General features: G+C 54.5%; 18 protein-coding genes. 7 read left to right on the top strand and 11 right to left on the bottom strand.

Annotated features, from left to right (window positions below):
* The first annotated feature begins 10 nt into the window (after positions 1 to 10).
* From AB9F29_RS07880 to AB9F29_RS07870, 3 genes are read left to right on the top strand one after another with little or no spacing between them, the layout of a single operon-like run.
* Complete coding sequence (locus tag AB9F29_RS07880; protein ID WP_369755230.1) at positions 11 to 970, top strand: TAXI family TRAP transporter solute-binding subunit; 960 nt, start codon at positions 11 to 13, stop codon at positions 968 to 970.
* Complete coding sequence (locus tag AB9F29_RS07875) at positions 967 to 1,434, top strand: DUF1850 domain-containing protein (protein ID WP_039003866.1); 468 nt, start codon at positions 967 to 969, stop codon at positions 1,432 to 1,434. Before AB9F29_RS07880 ends, AB9F29_RS07875 begins: the two co-directional genes overlap by 4 nt.
* 6 nt (positions 1,435 to 1,440) lie before the next feature.
* Positions 1,441 to 3,435 (top strand): TRAP transporter permease, encoded by a 1,995-nt coding sequence (locus AB9F29_RS07870; protein WP_369755229.1) that lies wholly within the window; start codon positions 1,441 to 1,443, stop codon positions 3,433 to 3,435.
* Between the two features lie 51 nt (positions 3,436 to 3,486).
* On the opposite strand, the gene AB9F29_RS07865 is transcribed toward AB9F29_RS07870, so the two are convergent.
* A complete protein-coding gene (locus AB9F29_RS07865) occupies positions 3,487 to 3,987 on the bottom strand; it encodes a hypothetical protein (RefSeq protein WP_369755228.1) in 501 nt (166 codons plus the stop codon).
* 81 nt (positions 3,988 to 4,068) lie between these two features.
* Positions 4,069 to 4,485: a hypothetical protein gene (locus AB9F29_RS07860; protein ID WP_369755227.1), complete on the bottom strand. Its 417-nt coding sequence runs from the start codon at positions 4,483 to 4,485 to the stop codon at positions 4,069 to 4,071.
* Positions 4,486 to 5,282: 797 nt separating this feature from the next.
* Here AB9F29_RS07860 and AB9F29_RS07855 point away from each other — a divergent pair.
* The 3 genes from AB9F29_RS07855 (at position 5,283) to AB9F29_RS07845 (ending at position 7,800) form a co-directional block, all read left to right on the top strand.
* Positions 5,283 to 5,864: a hypothetical protein gene (locus AB9F29_RS07855; RefSeq protein WP_369755226.1), complete on the top strand. Its 582-nt coding sequence runs from the start codon at positions 5,283 to 5,285 to the stop codon at positions 5,862 to 5,864.
* 170 nt (positions 5,865 to 6,034) lie between these two features.
* Positions 6,035 to 6,457 (top strand): hypothetical protein, encoded by a 423-nt coding sequence (locus tag AB9F29_RS07850; RefSeq protein WP_369755225.1) that lies wholly within the window; start codon positions 6,035 to 6,037, stop codon positions 6,455 to 6,457.
* 311 nt (positions 6,458 to 6,768) lie between these two features.
* Positions 6,769 to 7,800: a histone deacetylase family protein gene (locus AB9F29_RS07845; RefSeq protein WP_369755224.1), complete on the top strand. Its 1,032-nt coding sequence runs from the start codon at positions 6,769 to 6,771 to the stop codon at positions 7,798 to 7,800.
* A gap of 54 nt (positions 7,801 to 7,854) precedes the next feature.
* Here AB9F29_RS07845 and AB9F29_RS07840 read toward each other — a convergent pair whose 3' ends face one another.
* The 9 genes from AB9F29_RS07840 to dctP all read right to left on the bottom strand — a co-directional run bounded on the left by AB9F29_RS07840 (position 7,855) and on the right by dctP (position 17,238).
* Positions 7,855 to 8,880: an extracellular solute-binding protein gene (locus tag AB9F29_RS07840; protein WP_335583626.1), complete on the bottom strand. Its 1,026-nt coding sequence runs from the start codon at positions 8,878 to 8,880 to the stop codon at positions 7,855 to 7,857.
* Between the two features lie 30 nt (positions 8,881 to 8,910).
* Entirely contained in the window at positions 8,911 to 9,717 is an 807-nt protein-coding gene (locus tag AB9F29_RS07835; RefSeq protein WP_369755223.1) for an ABC transporter permease, read from the bottom strand.
* Complete coding sequence (locus AB9F29_RS07830) at positions 9,710 to 10,612, bottom strand: ABC transporter permease (RefSeq protein ID WP_335583624.1); 903 nt, start codon at positions 10,610 to 10,612, stop codon at positions 9,710 to 9,712. Before AB9F29_RS07830 ends, AB9F29_RS07835 begins: the two co-directional genes overlap by 8 nt.
* Positions 10,609 to 11,664: an ABC transporter ATP-binding protein gene (locus AB9F29_RS07825; RefSeq protein ID WP_369755222.1), complete on the bottom strand. Its 1,056-nt coding sequence runs from the start codon at positions 11,662 to 11,664 to the stop codon at positions 10,609 to 10,611. The genes AB9F29_RS07830 and AB9F29_RS07825 overlap by 4 nt, the downstream gene beginning before the upstream one ends.
* Positions 11,665 to 11,709: 45 nt before the next feature.
* Positions 11,710 to 13,137 carry an amidase gene (locus AB9F29_RS07820; protein WP_369755221.1) on the bottom strand — a complete coding sequence of 476 codons (1,428 nt, stop codon included), beginning with the start codon at positions 13,135 to 13,137 and terminating at the stop codon, positions 11,710 to 11,712.
* A gap of 224 nt (positions 13,138 to 13,361) precedes the next feature.
* Complete coding sequence (locus AB9F29_RS07815) at positions 13,362 to 14,264, bottom strand: shikimate dehydrogenase (protein ID WP_369755220.1); 903 nt, start codon at positions 14,262 to 14,264, stop codon at positions 13,362 to 13,364.
* Between the two features lie 17 nt (positions 14,265 to 14,281).
* Complete coding sequence (locus AB9F29_RS07810; RefSeq protein WP_039003854.1) at positions 14,282 to 15,577, bottom strand: TRAP transporter large permease; 1,296 nt, start codon at positions 15,575 to 15,577, stop codon at positions 14,282 to 14,284.
* Positions 15,574 to 16,137 carry a TRAP transporter small permease gene (locus AB9F29_RS07805; protein WP_039003853.1) on the bottom strand — a complete coding sequence of 188 codons (564 nt, stop codon included), beginning with the start codon at positions 16,135 to 16,137 and terminating at the stop codon, positions 15,574 to 15,576. The genes AB9F29_RS07810 and AB9F29_RS07805 overlap by 4 nt, the downstream gene beginning before the upstream one ends.
* A 108-nt stretch (positions 16,138 to 16,245) precedes the next feature.
* Positions 16,246 to 17,238: a TRAP transporter substrate-binding protein DctP gene (gene dctP / locus AB9F29_RS07800; RefSeq protein WP_369755219.1), complete on the bottom strand. Its 993-nt coding sequence runs from the start codon at positions 17,236 to 17,238 to the stop codon at positions 16,246 to 16,248.
* 494 nt (positions 17,239 to 17,732) lie between these two features.
* Between dctP and AB9F29_RS07795 the strand changes: the two genes are divergently transcribed.
* Positions 17,733 to 18,617 (top strand): dihydrodipicolinate synthase family protein, encoded by an 885-nt coding sequence (locus AB9F29_RS07795; RefSeq protein ID WP_369755218.1) that lies wholly within the window; start codon positions 17,733 to 17,735, stop codon positions 18,615 to 18,617.
* The last annotated feature ends 220 nt before the right edge of the window (positions 18,618 to 18,837 follow it).

Here is an 18,837-nt window from a genome sequence, read left to right as displayed (position 1 = left end):
GGACTAAACTATGAAATTTATCAAGACACTCGCGGCTGCCACGCTGGTTATGGCCGCACCTGCCTTCGCGCAGGAACAGCTTTCAATTGCAACCGGTGGAACCGGCGGCGTCTATTATCCAATTGGCGGCGGGCTTGCGGAAATCATCAACAACCATGTCGACGGCTATGCCGCGACCGCCGAAGTTACAGGCGCATCCGTTGAGAACATGGGCCTGATTGCTACGGGCGATGCCGATGTCGCGCTTGCTTTGGCCGATACAGTTCTACAGGGCTATACTGGAACAGGCCGTTTTGAGGGGCAACAGCTTCCGATGCTGCGCGCAGTTGGCGTTGCATATGCAAACATGGTGCAAATCGTGTCCCTGAAAGACAGCGGTATTACTTCGCTTCAGGACATGGTCGGCAAGCGCATTTCCATCGGCGCCCCCGGTTCCGGTACTGAGGTCAACGCCGAGCAAATTCTGACGGCAAACGGCATTTCTTATGACGATATCGATGAGCAGCGTCTGAACTTCAACGAAACCGCAGATGCGCTGGCAAATGGCGATATTGACGCAGGCTTCTGGTCTGTTGGTGCGCCAACGTCCTCGATCCTTAACCTTGCAACCACGAACGATATTGTTTTGATCGAACTTGGTGCCGAAGAATTGGCCGCAGCGGACGCCGCCAATCCGGTGTTTGCCGTGACTACGCTTAAGGGCGGAACCTATGTCGGCGTCGATGCGGATACGTCCGTGATTGGCGTGCCCAACGTCTTGGTCGTCTCTTCGGAAATGTCGGATGATCTTGCCTATCAGATCACCAGCGCCATGTTCGAAAACATCGCAGAGCTTCAAGCGGTTCACCCCGCAGCAAACCAGACAACCGTCGAATTGGCTTTGTCTGCCTCGCCGATCCCACTCCACCCAGGTGCGATCCGCTACTTCGAGGAAATTGGCGCGACAGTTCCTGACGAATTGCGCCCATGATATCATGGTTCGGAGGGGGGCTTTGTGCTCTCCTCCTTTCGTTTAACGCTTCGGTCGCCCAAGCCGATACTCTGACGGCGACCCAAGTGGACACCGGCGAAACGCTTGCCGTGTTTGATGCCCCAGACGGGGCAGGCTGGTGCGTGCTTTGGCATCATTCCGTGCAAGGGTTCGAGGTATCGGATTGCTATGAAAATCGCGGGGGCCGCATGGTTTTGGTGCGCGCTCATCTGCCGGATTTCGCCGCTGGACTTGACCATATCCCCGGACGCGGCGTGCAAGTGTCGGACGGGCAGGGCGGTTACTGGATTGAAGATATCGACGAGGCCGTTCCCACAAACGCCTATATCCTACGTCCCGGTGCGGGATTTGTAGATCATCGAATTAACATGGACGGGACTGAAGTCTCGCTTTCGGCTGTTGCCCCGCGTGCGCGCGTTCGCATTGCCTTAATAAGGAACTAATCGACGATGACCACCGATCTTGCAGAACGCCCCCCAATGCCACAGCCAACTGTGGCGACCTCGCGCCTCTTGCTTCGTGCGATAGCCATCGTCGGCATCCTGCTCTCCCTGTTTCAGCTTTACGCCGCTGGGCTACAGCCCCTTGGTCTCTTTTTTCAGCGCCCGATCCATCTGGGATTTATTCTGGCACTTTGCTTTCTGATCTATCCGGTTTTCGGCCAAGATCGCGTGCGTGGCGTGCTTGGTTGGGTTATCGACGGCGCGCTCGTACTCTGTGCAGTTTTGGTCGGCGTTTGGTTGCCGATGAACATCGACATTATCGCCAATTCGATTTTTTCGCGCCCGATTGACATCACTGTCGGGGTCATCACGACGCTGGTTGTGCTTGAGGGCGCGCGTCGTGCTGTAGGCCTTGGCATGACAATTATCGGCGCGACCTTCATTGTGTATGCCTTTGCTGGCAACCGTGGCGAGTTACCGTTTCTCTCCGATTGGATGCCCGGTATTCTTAACCATCGGGGCTATACTCTGGACCGCTTGGCAAGCCAGCTGACCCTCGGAGCGGAGGGGATTTTCGGCCTACCATTGGGTGTGGCTGCCACGTTCATTTTCGTCTTCGTGCTTTTTGGCGCGTTCCTTGAGGTGACTGGCGCGGGCAAATTCTTCATTGATTTGGCCTATGCATCGACGGGGCGGCAACGGGGCGGGCCAGCCAAGGCTGCCGTGATTGCCTCTGCCGGCATGGGCTCGATTAGCGGATCGGCAATCGCCAATGTTGTGACCACGGGAGCCTTCACGATCCCATTGATGAAAAAACTGGGCTATCGGCCCGCGCAGGCTGGCGGTATCGAAGCCGCGGCCTCCACGGGTGGACAGATCATGCCGCCCCTTATGGGCGCGGGCGCGTTCCTGATGTCCGAATTCACGCAGGTTCCCTATGTCGATATCGTGCTGGTGTCGATTTTTCCCGCCTTCCTTTATTTTGGCGCGGTCTATCTGCTGGTCCATATCGCAGCGGTCAAACAGGGCATGAAGGGCCTGACAGCCGAAGAACTGCCGAGTGTGCGCAGGGTGATGGCTGACGGATGGCATTTCATGCTTCCGCTGGTGGCGTTGGTATGGTTGCTGGTGTCGGGTTATTCGCCGATGCGGGTAGGGTTTTACGCGATTATATCGGTGGTCGTAGCGGCTTCGGCCCGCGCGTTGTGGAGCTACGCAACCGACCGACCAACCATGGACGGCTTTGTTGCACTGTGTCGTCGTGGGCTGTCCTTAACGGCGCAGGCGATGGAATTGGGCGCGCGGAATGCGGTTGCTGTGTCGATGGCTTGCGCGGTGGCGGGGATCATTGTGGGCGTTGTCGGGCTGACCGGACTTGGGTTGAAATTTTCGTCGATGATGATCGCCTTTTCGGGTGGCAACATCGTTTTGGCGCTGATCCTGGTGCTCCTCGCAAGCTTAGTCCTCGGCATGGGTTTGCCGGTAACCGCTGCCTACATCGTGCTGATTATCCTCGTCGGCCCCGCGCTGACATCGGAATTCGGCGTGCCGCTTCTGATCGCGCATCTGGTGGTGTTCTGGTATTCGCAAGACAGTAACGTCACGCCGCCGGTGGCGCTCGCGGCCTTTGCGGGGGCCGCGATTGCTGGCTCAAAACCGCTGGAGACCAGTTTACAGTCGTGGAAATTTGCCAAGGGGCTTTACCTCATCCCGCTTTTCATGGTGTTCAACGAAAGCATCATCCTTGGCGGACCAATCCCCTTGGTTCTTTGGAGCGGTTTTCTCGCGATTATTGCTCTCACCGCCTTTGCCGCCTGTCTTGAGGGGTATCTTTTCGCACCGATTGTTTTATGGCAACGGTTGCTAATCGTGCCGGGAGTTATTGCGGTCTTCTGGCCAGATTTGCGGGTCGAGATTGTGGGAGTTGCAATCTTGGTAACTATGCTGACGCTAAATTGGTCCCGAGGTCGCCGCGAATTTCCTGTAAATGGTTTGGCGTGATGCGTTTGCCGTCCTGTCGTGCAAGGCGCCCGTGGCTTATTTGATGCTCGTTTAGGGAGTCGCAAGCATCAGATTGGCTATGGTGATTGCGGCGGTTTTCTGATCATCGCTTTGGGTCATGTCGGTATTGACGTGAATGACCTTGTTGTCGGCAGTGAGAATCGACAATTGCCCACGCATTTCTGACCAAACGGCTTGGACACCCAAATCCGCAACCGGAACTGCGTCTTTGTAAACTGCGAGCACGCGATCAAAATCAGAGGCTCTCGCGGCGCGGGCCGCGATCACATAAAGCCTTTTGCCATCAGGCTTTGCCCCCAATTCAATACGCAGAGCGTCATCTGCGTCGGGCGCGCCCCAGATGTAGGTGCATGTGAACGTGCGGTTTCCATCGCACGCGGCCATTTTCAAACCGTCGTCAGGCGCGAACTCCAAAATGGTGCGCAACTGGTCTTCGGGTATCAACAGCAACAACGGCTCGTCCGCAGGCGCGATCGTTCCCGTCAAAAGTAACGCGCAGATTGCGGAGGCAAGGAAAAAAGAGGGCTTCATATGTGGCCTTTCAAAGTGTGCGTGAGAAAAACACTGGATTTGGAAATATGTCGCGGAAGGTAAGGATCGCGCCTACAGCCCTTACCTAATCAAACATTGCTCCACGATTCTGGCCTTCACTGCTTCGGGCGTGCTTTTGGAAAGATAAGTATAAACCATCTCAATCAAATAACTGGCGCCCAGTGGCTCCAACGCGCCGATACCTTCGGGCGATGCCAAGATCGCCGCTTTGGCCTCTTCCACGGGCAAGCCATCTTGGCTCATGATTAAGCCCCGCACAGCGAGGTCGCCTTGTGCGTCGCAATCGGCGGCAATACTTTCTGCTGTTGGTTTTGCGGCCTCAAGGGCAAGTCGTTGGGCTTCCTCGTCCGCAAGCTGTTGCTGAACGGATTCCTCCATCTGCTGGGCAAAAGTCTTTTTGACGGGCTGATCCTGCGCCGCCGCAATCTGGGGCGTCGTCAGGCTGATAACGGATGCTAAAAGAATGTGTTTGATCATGATGTCTAAAAACTCCCGGAAAAGCGGGCTGTAAATTAGGGCTTTTCACGCAAATGGTTAACCAAATAAGCAACCTTGAGCGAGATTGCATATTATTGCAAGCCCGCTCAAGGTTGCGGCTTTGCAATAGGTTTAGCATTGGAAAAAATCAGGCGCACACGACACAAACTGGCGGTTCTTATACAGGAAATTAATGCCACAGCATCGCTTGGTGCAGCTGGATCTTATATGGAGCGTTATGAAAAAAGCGGTCACATAAGAAAACTCTGACAGGCCCTCAATTAATTTTATTGACGGGGAACTGGACGGCGCGGCGGGTTGGATGAAGAAAAATGTGATCGAACTGACGGTTCCCAAAGCGACCAGTGACGTCAGAATTACTATTGAACCCCCGCGAAAGCCCACCGCAGTCTGATCAAATCTCGATGTTTTACGGTGGTGCAGATCGTCAAAATCTTTGGGCCAATGAATGTGTTGGCGACGGGGTCGGCTTGCCAAAAGACATTCTCGCCCGCGGCAAGGAGTTAATTTCCGATGGCTTAAGTTTAGTCGGTTCCATTCCTTAGATTTCCGTTGCGAAATCACTACCGGCGGCAGTGGCATCACTTCAATATTCGGAATTTTAAGACGTAAGGCGAACAGGAAAAACTCTGGTCGTGGTCGTAACTTCTTACCAGTTATAAAAATTTGCCAAGCTATGTTCTTGCGGGGGCTAGTTATTTGGATAGGAAAACCGCATGTTCATGCTATTTAGAACACATTGCCCCCCTTTTTTGACTTTTGCACTGGATTTGAAAATGAAGGTATTTCGCATCTTTCCGGCTCTATTTTTTTTGGCATCTTCATGGGGGGCGCCTGTTTTGGCTGCGCCTGATGTGGCATGCGGTTATGGCACTCCAGAGGCTTGGGCGAAGGTCGATGCGCTTTTTGTCGGAACGTGGAAAATTCAGCACCACGCGGGGTTCTATGTGGCGGGTCCCATGACGATGCCTTTCCCCGCGAGCGGCGACACCGACACGATGCAAATCGAAATGCTGCCTTCAGGGCAACTGGTTGGTACACATCCCGAAGCGCAAGCTCCTATACCGTTCCTCTGGGCAGATGAGCCAGCGTGGAGTTTTGAGAAACACGCAGCCGACGACGGGGCTCCGGCGCCCATGCTGACCTCGTCGGATGTTGAAACGCTGATGGGCTGCGGCGTCGAGAATCTGGCCCGCCTGATCGGCCACACGACAGTATCAATGGACGGCGTGGTGATGGAAATGACGTTACGCCTGATGGTGGTTGGCGTGGATCAGATGTACGGCATCTTTCACACGTCGGCGGTGGCCAGAGGCATGCCTGTGAAAAGCTGGCGTACGGTGACAATGACCCGCTAAAATCAGGCGACAGTTGCGAGAGCTTATAGACGCCAACCCAAGGCACAGGCCAAGCCAATTAAAACCGAAGGGTCGCCCTAAAAGATCTTCGGTGCTTCCGCCCTTTTTTGCAGTTAATCTGGTGTGGAAATTGAGGGGCTTCAACGCCGCGTTCTCTTTGGCGCAGACCTGTGGTTTTGCGCATTTCCCTTTACGTCTCAATCGACGGGCACGACAGTTTTGTCCCTTCTATGGTGACGCTCACGGCTTCTGAAACGGGGTGGGCCGTGGGCTCTTTGGCAAAACTGTCTCTGCACGAGTATCGCGTTTGGTTCCGCCGAACCATTGGTCAAACAACAACAAGAACACGATGCCTACCAATCCTTGTCGAAGGGGGCGAGATTTCGCAAACTAGCGCCTATGAGCAACCAAACGCGCTCGAACCGAAGGTAATCCCTATTGCAACCGAGGGGCTATCGAGAAGGCAGCCGGCCTTGATCGGGGTGAATGGGCGCGCGCATCCTGATCTGTTCGACACGAATGGCGATACCGCTTTATCTTGCGCCACTGGAAGCAGGCATGCGCAATTGATCTGCCCATACGCCGATCTCTGAGGTACTTGCGGCGTTTTGACGGGCGGTGAGAAGACCGGTGACGGCTACATCGAAGAGGTTCTCAGGGCGTTGGCGGCACAAGGGATCGCAACCCGCATTGATATTGTTGGCTTCACCATCGACGGTTCCAAGTTCCGCTCGCGCCTAAAGGTTATATGTTGATTGACGACGGTCACATAGAACCGCTGGTGATTAAAATTGCTTTGGGGGAGGATCAAGTTATTGATCTTGCGAAATGAAGGATTTGCAATACATCTACGCCTGCTAGAATACGACGTTGGCTGAATCGGCTTGGAAGGGCTGTACCTCATATGCGCGTATTTTATAGTGAAGATCACAGGCTCCATTTTCCGCAAGCGGAACTGTCGGGTGGGCAGTTTGTCACGCCGTTTGAGCGACCGTCACGGCTTGAATACATCCTCAACCGTCTGAGAGAACGGCAGTTCTTAGATGTTGTTGCACCTGAAGCGGTGGATATGGCGCCGATTGCCGCATTGTTAGATTCTGGCTATCTGACCTTCTTGGAAACGGCTTGGGATGAATGGAAAGCGGCGGGAATGGGAGGCGAGATTATTGCCGCGAACGTCCCTGCGCGGGGCATGCATATGGATCGCATTCCCGAAAATATCGACGGGAAAGTTGGGTACTATTGCCATGCTTCGGAAACCGCCATTACACAGGGGACGTGGAAAGCAGCCTTGTCGTCCGTGGCCTCCGCACAGGCCGCGCAACGTCATGTTGCGGCGGGGGCAAATGCCGCGTTTGCGCTTTGCCGCCCACCTGGGCACCATGCAACGGCCGACCAATACGGCGGTTTCTGTTTTATCAACAATGCGGCCGTTACGGCACAAATGTTTCGCGATTCAGGTGCGGGGCGGGTTGCCGTACTCGATATTGATTTTCACCACGGCAATGGCACGCAAGACATTTTTTACGAACGTGCAGACGTGTTATTCGCCTCGCTACATGGCGCGCCACAACAGACCTATCCCTATTTTATCGGCTATGCCGATGAAAAGGGGCGCGGCGAGGGCGAGGGATATAACTTTAATTATCCGATGCTATCTGGGACAGGCTATAGCCAATGGTCTGCGGCGCTTGATGACGCGATTGCCAAGATCAGCGCATGGGGCGCGGAAGTACTTGTCGTGTCGCTGGGCGTAGATGCCTATAAGGATGACCCAATCAGCTTCTTTCGACTGGAGAGCGAAGATTTCACCGATGCGGGCCGCCGCATTGGGCGGATGAAACTGCCGACAGTATTTTGTATGGAGGGGGGGTATGCGGTTGAGATGGTCGGTGTGAATACAGTCAACGTTCTCGAAGGATTTGCCGACGCTTGAAATCGCTTTTGTATTTAGGGGGGCGGGGCCCGAAACAGGCCCCGCCCCATTTGTTTATTTGACCAGTTCGGTCCAAATAGCGGTATAAAGTTCAGTCGCGCTTTGTGGGCAGGTTGGCAGGAATTTCCCTGCGGAGACAAACTCTGCGGGCACAACGATTTCTGGTGCGGTTTTCATCTCTTCGGGCATGAACGGCGCAGACCCTGCGATCCCGTTGGCATAACGGGCAAAGGACGAGATCATCGCGGCGTTTTCAGGGATCATGACGAAATCGAGGAACTGATAGGCCTCGTCGACGTTTTTCGCATCCGCCAGCAATCCAACCGAATCCATCCAAAGGGGGTAGCCTTCGACGGGGTATCCATAGGCGACTGTCGGGTTGTTCAGGCGCGCGCGCATTGTGGACCCGTTCCAGTTCACGGAAGCGGCGTAATCACCCGACGAAAGCTTGTCTGTGGTGCCATAATCCATCGACAACCATGACGGTTTTGCCGCCATCAATTTGTCACGAACCTTACGCAGCACGTCGAGATCTTCGGTGCAAGCTTCGCCGCCAACGTTAAAGATCGCAAGCGCCATAACGTCGCTCATTTCGGGAACCACGTTGACCTTGCCAATCAGTTCGGCAGGCGGGTCAAGGAAGATGTCAGAGGTGTTAATATCACCACTATAATCGGCGGTATTCACGGCAACAGCGGTGGTGCCCCAAAGCCATGGAACGGTGTGGGTCCGCCCCTCGTCCCAAGGTACATTTACCCATTCAGGCGCAACGTTGCCGATGTTGGAAAGGCGCGAATGGTCCAGTTCGGCCAAAAGGCCCTTTTCAACAAAGATCGGAACATAGTTGGCCGATGGAACCACAAGGTCAAAACCAGAGCCGCCCGCTTCAACCTTGGCAAGGGCGGTCGTGTTGCTGTCATAATCGGTGATCGTAACGGTGATCCCTGTTTCAGCCGTGAATTTCTCGATCATTTCGGGGCTGGTATAGTTCCCCCAGTTGAAAAGGTTCAACTGGCCTTCGGCTTGCGCAGCAAGAGTGCCGCCGAGTAAAGCCGTGGTGGCGATAAGAAAAGATTTCATGTGATACTCCTTAAAATGGGAAGGCAGGGTCTAGCCCCGCTTCCGGGTGGCGAGAAAAAAGAGAGTTAGTACGAGCACACTGACCGCCAGCAAAGCGGTCGAGATCGCGTTGACTTCAGGTGTCAGCGCACGGCGCAATTGGCCCAGCATATAGGTGGGGAGCGTATCCTGTCCCGCTGATTTGACAAATTCGGTGATGATCACGTCGTCAAGGGAGATGATAAACGCGAGCATCGCCCCCGCGACCACACCGGGCATCAAAAGCGGGAGGGTCACATAGCGAAACGTCTGCCATGGTGAGGCATAAAGATCGGCCGCAGCGGTTTCCATTGCGGTGTCCATCCCCTCAAGTCGCGCCTTGATCGGCAAATAGGCAAAGGGCACACAGAAAGCCGAATGCGCGATGATAAGATAGCCGAGGCCCGTATAACCCGTGGCGATTTTGATCGACGAGAAGAAGATCAGAAGCGCAACTGCTGTAACAATTTCGGGCACCATCAAAGGTTGGTTGATGACGATATAGATGAAGGTTTGGCCCTTGAATTTCCCCCGTCGGGTAGTGCCAAGAGCCGCCATCGTCGCCACGGTTGTCGCAATTGCGGACGCCCAGATTGCAATCACAAAAGAGCGCATCGCGGCACCTTGCACCGCTTCATTCTGGGCCGCGATTGCGTACCATTTAAACGAAAATCCGCCCCATTGATTGACGGAATTGCCGCCATTGAACGAATAAAAAACCAGCGTGACGATGGGCGCATAGAGCAACACAAAAGACAGCAGTGCCAAGAAGGTGAAGCCGGGCAGCTTGGTCACGTCAAAAGATTTATGCTTACCCATGCGGGTCCTCCCGCGATGAAACGCGTGTATAGATTAACAGCGAGCCGAGAACGACAACCAACAGAACCGTTGAAAGCGCAGCACCGAGTGGCCAGTTTTGCCCTTGTCCGAATTGCAGCTCAATAAAGTTCCCGATCATCATATTTTTGCCGCCACCCAAAACGCGCGGCGTTACATAGGCACCGAGGCTTGGGATGAAAACAAGGATACACCCCGCCACGATGCCGGGGCGAATAATCGGCAAGATCACCCGCCGAAGAATTTGCAAACGCGAGGCATAGAGGTCGTAACCCGCTTCAATCAGCCGAAAATCAAACCGGTCGATCGCTGCAAACAGCGGCAACACCATCAAAGGAAGATAGACATAGGCCATCCCGATTAGCACAGCCGTGTCGGTATACAAAATCTGGATCGGCTCTGAAATCAGCCCGTAGTGGATGAGGAATGTGTTCAAAAGACCCTGATTGCGGATCACTTCCATGATCGCGAAGGTGCGGATCAACAGGTTTGTCCAGAAGGGGATTGTGATCAGAAACAGCCAAAATGCGCGGTATTTCGGCGGACGTGTCGCGATAAACCACGCAGTCGGCAGGCCGAGCACAAAGGCGATCACGGTCGTCGATAGCGAGAGTTTTACCGAACGCCAGATGATGGAAAGGTTAGCATCGGCAAGGCTTACTGTGCCGTCAAAAATGTCCTTTTGAAACAGCACCCGAAACCAAGCATCCCCCGAGAAAACCCAGCGCACACCAGAGTAGTCGCCCTTTTCCAGAAACGAATAGGTCACGACAATCAGCAATGGCCCACTTGCTGCGACGAGCAGTAACAACAGCGCGGGCATGGACAAAAGCCAGCCATTGCTCCCCTTACTACGCCCTTTGCCAAGGGCGCTCATGCTTCTAAAACCTGCACCGTTTCGGCGTCGATATTGACCCCTACGGCATCGCCGATTTTTAGGGATGCACCCGCGTTGCTTTGCACCCGCGCCACAAGGCGACCCTCATCGCTCAGCGCCAATGTGTAATGCGTGTCGGTTCCCAGATAGGTCGCGTCGACAACCTTGGCGGGAATGCCCGTAGCGGCGTCCCCAATCCCGATTTGCTCAGGCCGGATCGCGAGGGTTACCGCGCCAGTTTGCCCCGTCAACGCTACCGCAAGGATTTCCCCCGATCCAATCCGAACACCACCGGCCTCAACATTGCCGGGGAGGAAATTCGTCTCGCCGATGAAATCCGCGACAAAGCGGTTTACGGGACGGTTGTAGATATCATGCGGTGTGCCGACCTGCAAAAGCTGTCCCGCCGACATGACCGCGATCCGGTTCGACATCGTAAGCGCTTCCTCCTGATCGTGGGTCACAAATACGAAGGTGATCCCAGTCTCTGTCTGAAGGCGTTTCAACTCGCTTTGCATTTCTTTGCGTAGCTTAAGGTCAAGGGCCGAGAGCGGCTCGTCGAGCAAGAGCACCTCCGGTTCAGGAGCAAGCGCGCGCGCCAAAGCAACGCGCTGTTGCTGGCCGCCCGATAATTGTTGGGGCATCCGGTCGGCGAAGGCTTCAAGCTTGACCAATGCCAATACCCGTGCGGTAGCCTTGGCCACCTCATCGCGTGACTTGCCCAACATTTTAAGTCCGAAACCCACGTTGTCCGCGACAGAAAGATGCGGAAACAGGGCGTAGGATTGAAACACGGTATTCACGGGGCGCGCATTAGGCGGGGTGAAGGTGATGTCACGACCCGAAAGTAGAATTGCGCCAGACGTCGGCGTCTCAAACCCTGCGATGCAGCGCAACAACGTCGTTTTCCCGCAACCAGAGGGACCAAGTAGCGTGAAAAACTCGCCCTTTTCGATACTGATTGACACGTCGCCAAGGGCTGTTACCGCCGCAGAACCAGAGCCGTATATCTTCCCAACATTCCGTGCGACGACGGCAAATTCTTCATTCAAGATACAATCCCCCTAGGGTAAATGTGCGACGCGTTCAAAATTTAGTCAAGGTTTTCCGCACCATACGGGTGGTTTGCGCATGGCCCAAGGTTGCGCCTGCTCGCATTCTGCACAAAGGGCGATCAAGGTGGCATCCTCGCCAAAGGGGGCCGCAAGGTGGATGCCAATTGGCAAACCCTCATCGTTCCAATGCAAAGGGACAGATGCCGCCGGTTGTCCACTGGCGTTGAACGCGGCACAAAATGGCGAATAGGAAAACACCCCTCCTTCGCCGATGCGATAGGCCTCATAGTCGTCGCGCTCATGGGTGAACCGTCCGACCTTTGCGGGGGGCTCGGCAAGGGTCGCCGACAACAGGATGTCGTAATCTTCAAATGCGGCTGCCATCTGTCGGCCATAGCTGTGGATATCCCCCACGGCCTTCAGATAATCAGCGCCGCTGATGTCCTGCGCGTAGCGGATGGCGCTTTTGGACACCCCTTGCAGGTCGTTCTGACGATCCTGCAAACCCCGTGCTGAAAGGGCCGTGCCGCAGGCCACGATTTTGGTCCAAGCCCGCATCATTCCGTTATGGTCGGCCTTAGGGCAGGCCGGTACCACGGTATGGCCGAGCGATTCCAAGAGTTTGGCCGTTTCCGTCACCGCTGCCTTGCAGTCGGGATGGATTGCTGCGCCTGTAAATGTTGTGTCGCAGATACCAATGCGCAGGCGGCGCGGCGGACGCGCGATTGCAGCGGAATAGCTCATCTCCATTGCGGGCGCAGCATAAGGTGCCCCCGCGTCAGGGCCCGCACAGGCATCCATCATCGTGGCGTTGTCGCGCACGGAACGCGACAAAAACCCGTCGATCGCCATGCCCGCCCAACCTTCGCCAGCAGCAGGTCCATCGGGAAGCCGAGCGCGGGTTGCCTTGAAGCCAAATAATCCAGAACTTGAGGCCGGAATACGCACTGAGCCTCCCCCGTCAGACCCATGCGCCAAGGGGACGATGCCCGCAGCAACCGCCGCCCCAGCACCACCCGAAGATCCTCCCGAGGTGCGCGAAACATCCCACGGATTTCGCGTTGGGCCACCATAGACCGCGGCTTCGGTGACGGGGCCAATGCCTCCTTCTGGCGACGTGGTTCGCCCAAAGGTCACAACCCCAGTGGCGCGCATGCGGCGATAGATTTCGGCGTCGTAAGTATAGCGCGTATCGCGCAACGGGATTGATCCACTGTGGGAGGGAAAATCGACCGCTTCGGCTCCCAAGTCCTTGATTAGGAACGGCACACCTTTGAAAGGGCCGTCGGGAAGTCCCACCTGAATTGCACGCCGCGCTACGTCTTCTTGCAAGAGCACCACAGCATTCAGTGCCGGATTTACAGCCTTTACCCGCGCGAGAGCGTCGTCCAAAAGTTCACTTGGTGATGCCGCACCAGACGCGATTAATTGCGCCAAGGAGGTTGCGTCGTCTGGGTTGTTTGTTGTCATGAAAAAAAGGCTTTCAGCTGCGTGTAAAAAGTATTCTTTAGGAGGAAATTATCCCCTGTCAATGCCAAACCATCCAATCTGCATGGGCGTGATTATATTTAGGGCGGGTTGGGAATTAGGGCTATGTATTTAGGCTGTTTTTTGATCCCAGGTCTCCACTTTCGTTAGGGAATTCTGAGGGTATACTTTACGCCTGAGGTAGGGATGAAAAGGCGATTTCGAATTTACCTACCGCCATCGTTAAGGCCACTTGGCCAATGGTCGAAAGTGGCCTGCATGCGCGTCGGGTTTGCTGGCAGATTGGTGAAATGCTCAAACGCCCGAACCGCCTGAAAAAGCGCCATCCCCGCACCAGAAAGAACACGACATCCTTTGGCGCGGGCGGCCGCGAGCAGTTCGGTTTCCAACGGAAAATAAACAACATCCGCGACCCAGTGATGCGCTTGAATGCATTCTGTCGGCAACGGCAGTCCGGGGAGTTTTTCCATCCCGATGGGCGTTGCGTTCACAATCCCGTTCGCATGATGCGCGGCATCTGGCAGGTCAGTTACTGCGCAGGCTCGATCTGCTCCGAAACTGTGGTTGAGTGCGTGTGCCAGCCGCTCTGCTGCATTGGTATTCGTGTCGCAAATAAGAAGTTGCCCGATGTTTTCCATGGCCAATGCGTTCGCCACCGCGCTCCCTGCGCCGCCCGCACCAATGAGGAGGACTTTGTCGCGAATTGTGTTGGCCATGCCGCGACGAAAACTTTCGCCAAACCCCCACGAGTCTGTGTTGTGTCCGTGCCGTTCACCATCGCGAAAAACGATGGTGTTGGTAGCGCCAATTGCCCGCACACTTTCGGACAAAACATCCAGATGAGGAAGCACGCTTTGTTTGTAAGGGAAGGTGACGTTTATCCCGTTAAAACCGGCCGCTTGGATTTTGTCGAGGACCTCATTCAGGGGTGGTTCGTCGGTGCGACCCGCAAAATCTAACAAACGGTAGTCAATATCTATACCCTGCGCTTGCCCCTCGTTTATGTGCATGCGAGGCGTGCGGGAGGATGAAATCCCATGCCCGAGCAAGCCCAAAAGCACCGCTCCCTCGGTCGCTTTCTTTTCGATATTTGGTATCCATTTGCTCACCGCAATTACGCCTCCGTTCAACCTGCGTACCCCATCATGCGAGGCAGGGTTAGGACCAAGCCCGGCCACAAAACCATGCAGAGTAAAGCCAGCAGAAGCACGCCCAAAAACGGCCAAACCTCGCTGATGATTTCCGAAAGGGGGATTTGAGTGACGGCGGTTATGACAAAAAGCAGGATGCCGTAGGGCGGGGTGATTAAACCGATCATGCAATTGACCACTGCGACCACGCCAAAATGCACGAGATCAATCCCCAACTCGCGGCAGGTCGGAATGAACAGCGGGATAATCACCAAGATGATTGTGGTGGCGTCGAGCAAACAGCCCAGCAGGAGCAACAAAAGGTTGACGCTTAGCAGGAACACGAGGGGGTCGACATCGAGGCCAACCAGATGTTGGGCGAGGACGCTCGGGATGTTTTCCGAGGCAACGACATAGTTGAGAATAAGCGCGCCGCCGATCACCAGCCCCACGGCCGCAGACGAACGCGCGCTTTCGACGAGGATATGATAGAGCGCCCTAAAGCTTAGCGCCCGATAGAACAGGGCCGCCAGCAACAGCGCATAAAACGCGGCAACGGCTGCGGCTTCTGTTGGGGTCGTGACACCGCCATATATTCCATAAAGCAGGATGGCGGGCATCAATAACGCGGGGAACGCATTCGCCGTGCGGCGTGGCAATTCACGAAAAGGGACGGGTTCCTCCAAGGCAAATCCGCGCCGTTTGGAAAGCCACCAATTCATCGCCATCAATACACCGCCCATAAACAATCCGGGCACAATGCCACCTAGAAATAGGTAGCCAATGGATGTGTTTGAGACGAGCGCATAGAGGACCATCGGGATTGACGGTGGAATGATAGGCCCAATCGTGGCAGATGCGGCGGTGATTGCTGCTGCGTAGCCACGCGTATAATGGCCGCTTTTGGTCATCATTTCGATGATGATTTTGCCAATCCCCGCCGCATCTGCGATGGCCGATCCGGACATTCCCGAAAAGATCAGGGAGGCAACGACGTTAACGTGCCCCAAACCACCGCGAAAACGCCCAACAAGAGCCACACAGAAGCTTAACAGTCGGTCGCTGATGGTGCCTGCATTCATGATGTTGGCCGCGACAATGAAGAGGGGGACCGCCAGCAAGATAAAACTTTGATAAAGCCCATCCATAAGCACTTTGCCCGCAATCCCAACGCCAGCACCGCTCGCGAAAAGGTAAACGAAAACCGCGAGGAGAATGGCATAGGCAATCGGTGCGCCGATCCCTGCTAAAACCATCAGCGTTGTGATGCACAGAAAGAATTCAAACGTCATGCGTCTTTTTGCTCCGTGTTGGAATTTTCCGGCTCTTCAACACCAAACCTGATGGCGCGATATGCAGCCCAGCCATAACGGAGGGAGACAACAACAAGGAAGATTATGTAAATCGAATAGAGGTCGCGCATACGGACCCAATCGCCCAAAAGGCTACTGAGAGTGGCCGTTTTCTTGAGCCGCAGGATGTAGAATTTTGCCCATGTCGGCTCAATCGCGAGGAACAAACCCACACAGATTGCACAGCTGGTGATGATGATGAATTTTCGCCGTAAAGAGGGGCGTACATAGTTCAGGAGGATATCAAAAACGACGTGGTCGCGTGGGCGAACCACAAAGGCATTGCCCCAGAAGACCAGCCACACCCACAGCAGGAGGCAGAATTCGAGCGTCCAGCCAAAGTTCGACGGCTCAAAGATCGGATGAATATCAGGCAACCAGGCCAGCCGCGCCGAATACCGCACAGCGATCTGTAAAATGAACGTTAGAAACATGGTCGCCATCATGATTGCGGCAACAGCTTCGGCAAAACGTGTGAATTTAGACAGGATTTTAGTCATCGGAATGCGTTCAGATACATCGGGTGCCTATTCCTGTTTTTGTTTATATTTAGCGGCAGTAGGAGAGGCGCGATGCACGCCTCTCTCTTTGTTTGAAAACGTCAGAACCTAGTTTCCGAGTGCATTGATCTGTTCAAGCACGCCTTCTGGCCAAGATGCCGCGAACTCAGACCCAACATATTGCTGCTGAACATGGGTGCGGAAGGCTGCAAGATCAGGCTCATAGATTTCTAGGCCTTTTTCTTCGAGGAAGGACACAAGATCAACTTCTTTTTGCAATTGGTTCTCGCGACCACTCAACGCTGCGGCATCCGCAGCGGCTTGCACGGTGACTTGTTGCTCTGGCGTTAATGCGTCCCATGTCGCCTTGGAAAGCGCGATGTAGTTCAAATCAACCAAGTGAGATGTTAGAACAATCTGGTTTGTTACCTCATAAAACTTGGCATCGACCACGGTAGGAAGGGGGTTGTCTTGACCGTCAACCGAGCCTGTTTGCAGGGCGGTATAAACTTCGGTGAAGGACATTGGAGTGGGGTTTGCACCCAGAGCTTTGCCAAGGAACTGCCATGCATCCGTGCCTGGCATCCGCAGATTGATACCCGCAAGATCGGCAGGCGTCATAACCGTCAACTCGTCTTTTGTCTGTCTTAGGTTCACGTGCCGACGTCCAAGATACATGACGGCTAGCAATTTTACGCCCAGCTCTTCTTCAACTTTAGCCTTGAACGGATCCATCAGTGGATCGTTGAACACGCGCACTTGGTGCTCGGCGTCTTGATGGACATACCCAGTGGCAAAAATCGAAAACTCAGGAAAGAATTGCGCCAACTCTTGTGCCGATGCAATCGACATTTCCAGATCACCAGAGGCAATCGCTTCCAACTCTGAACCCTGCGCAATCAAGGACGCGTTGTAGTGCGGCTCGTAAGTTGCGAACTCTGCGATCGCAGGCGCAAAAACTTCGGCAAGGGCAACCGACCTCTGATCGGTATCAGACGCAGGCGAGGACATCCGCAAAGTAATTGTGTCGGCAGCAAAGGTGGGGCCTGCAATTGCGGCCATTGTAATCGCAATAACTGCGCGGCGGGTAAAGTTCATCATTTTTGGTCTCCTCCAAAATTAGTGACGCGGCGCATGTCCGCGATTCGATCCCCAACCCTTTGGGTGGGGAATTTGGCCAAGGGGTTTAAACTGACTTTGTTAAACTTAGCTTGGTTTTAGTTTTAATGCTAAAAAGTGTTTTCCTCCAAACACTTAATTCAATCTCGCAACGCAAACCCTTCGGGTGTCTTGTTGCGACTACTCCCTTTCCCCCCTCCGGTCGTAACGCGATTTCATCCAAACTGTGGCAACTCAACCGTTCGGTGTCAAGGTAACATGTTACACGGCGTTTAACTTTTTGCACTGGATGGAAACCGTAGGGCAGGAGGTAAGCCTTATGCCCGTAACTATTCACTTAGAGATGGGGACGTATGGTGCGCGTTTCTTCAACGAGCCTCCCATTTCATTTCGAGGTTTTAGCTCGGCGGCGAATGCACGTTGACATCTGTAAATAAAGCAAATTAACATGTTAGTCGAAAACAGGAGAGAAGCGCATGAAAAAAACTAGGATCTTTGGCCTTTCGGCAGCATTGGTAACGCCATTTGGGCCAACGGGCGATCCTGATTTGACCCGTGTGGTCAGTCACGCAAAATTCGTCATCTCCGGCGGGTGTGACAGCGTTACTCTCTTCGGTACGACGGGCGAGGGATTTGGCCTTAGTTCGCACGAGCGGCGGGATATTTTAAAAGCGGTTTCAGGCGCTCTATCCAAAGATACACCGATTGGCGTGGGCATTCTGACCTGCGATATCGCGACCGCAGCCGAACAAGCGCTTTCTGCCTATGCAGGCGGTGCGTCGCGGTTGTTGATGGCGCCGCCGTTTTTCATGAAGAACATGGGGGATGATGGACTTTTTGCGTGGTACAGCGCCGTTTTCGATCGGATCGGCGATGCCCTTAAAAACGTAATTCTTTATCACATCCCAAGCCAAACAGCGGTGCCGATTTCCGTTGAGTTGGTTTCTAGATTGCGCGCCGCATATCCCGGTGTGATCACAGGCATTAAGGATAGTTCCGGCGATTGGGACACCACCCAAAAATACCTTGCGGCACATGGCGATATATCCATCTTGGTGGGCGACGAACGCCAATTGCCAAAAGCCATGGCAAATGGCGCAGAAGGCTCGATTTGTGGGGTTTCGAATTTCCTTCCCGGACTTTTGCGAAAAATTATCCATGAGGGGGCTGATGCGCGGCTTTTGTCCGGAATCGTTGATATGGTGGTTGCGGGCCCTGTAACGCCTTCGGTCAAAGTTCTGACGGCGCATGTCTCCGGTGACCCTGATTTCATCCGCGTCCGGCCGCCCCTGTCGCAATTGCCCGAATCGGCCCAGAAGGCGCTCATCCAAGGGTACGAAGCGGCCATGGCAAAGGGATGACGCGCCGCTTACCATAAACGCTCTCCATGCTAATCAGGTTTTCGCTAGACGTGCGGCCACATGAACTAAAGTGCTTGTGGAAAAACCTTGATGGGTGGGGGCGCCTCCTTTTGCGGACGATGATTAGGCCCCCCGCGTGCGTTATTTTAAATCGCTGGTCTCGAATGGGGAGGTCGAAGGTCACTTGAGGGGAAAATTGGCTTTCCGACGGATGATCCGT

The organism is Falsihalocynthiibacter sp. S25ZX9 (assembly GCF_041205405.1).
Lineage (GTDB): Bacteria > Pseudomonadota > Alphaproteobacteria > Rhodobacterales > Rhodobacteraceae > Falsihalocynthiibacter > Falsihalocynthiibacter arcticus.
Note: the sequence above shows the minus strand (reverse complement) of the source record. Positions and strands in the feature narration are given on the sequence as shown.

Excerpts from the sequence above, each read along its gene's own strand:
- AB9F29_RS07865 (WP_369755228.1), bottom strand. The coding sequence starts at position 3,987 with ATGAAGCCCTCTTTTTTCCTTGCCTCCGCAATCTGCGCGTTACTTTTG.
- AB9F29_RS07880 (WP_369755230.1), top strand. The coding sequence starts at position 11 with ATGAAATTTATCAAGACACTCGCGGCTGCCACGCTGGTTATGGCCGCA.
- AB9F29_RS07805 (WP_039003853.1), bottom strand. The coding sequence starts at position 16,137 with ATGACTAAAATCCTGTCTAAATTCACACGTTTTGCCGAAGCTGTTGCC.
- AB9F29_RS07835 (WP_369755223.1), bottom strand. The coding sequence starts at position 9,717 with ATGGGTAAGCATAAATCTTTTGACGTGACCAAGCTGCCCGGCTTCACC.
- dctP (WP_369755219.1), bottom strand. The coding sequence starts at position 17,238 with ATGATGAACTTTACCCGCCGCGCAGTTATTGCGATTACAATGGCCGCA.
- AB9F29_RS07860 (WP_369755227.1), bottom strand. The coding sequence starts at position 4,485 with ATGATCAAACACATTCTTTTAGCATCCGTTATCAGCCTGACGACGCCC.
- AB9F29_RS07810 (WP_039003854.1), bottom strand. The coding sequence starts at position 15,577 with ATGACGTTTGAATTCTTTCTGTGCATCACAACGCTGATGGTTTTAGCA.
- AB9F29_RS07795 (WP_369755218.1), top strand. The coding sequence starts at position 17,733 with ATGAAAAAAACTAGGATCTTTGGCCTTTCGGCAGCATTGGTAACGCCA.
- AB9F29_RS07875 (WP_039003866.1), top strand. The coding sequence starts at position 967 with ATGATATCATGGTTCGGAGGGGGGCTTTGTGCTCTCCTCCTTTCGTTT.
- AB9F29_RS07840 (WP_335583626.1), bottom strand. The coding sequence starts at position 8,880 with ATGAAATCTTTTCTTATCGCCACCACGGCTTTACTCGGCGGCACTCTT.
- AB9F29_RS07855 (WP_369755226.1), top strand. The coding sequence starts at position 5,283 with ATGAAGGTATTTCGCATCTTTCCGGCTCTATTTTTTTTGGCATCTTCA.
- AB9F29_RS07820 (WP_369755221.1), bottom strand. The coding sequence starts at position 13,137 with ATGACAACAAACAACCCAGACGACGCAACCTCCTTGGCGCAATTAATC.
- AB9F29_RS07830 (WP_335583624.1), bottom strand. The coding sequence starts at position 10,612 with ATGAGCGCCCTTGGCAAAGGGCGTAGTAAGGGGAGCAATGGCTGGCTT.
- AB9F29_RS07870 (WP_369755229.1), top strand. The coding sequence starts at position 1,441 with ATGACCACCGATCTTGCAGAACGCCCCCCAATGCCACAGCCAACTGTG.
- AB9F29_RS07845 (WP_369755224.1), top strand. The coding sequence starts at position 6,769 with ATGCGCGTATTTTATAGTGAAGATCACAGGCTCCATTTTCCGCAAGCG.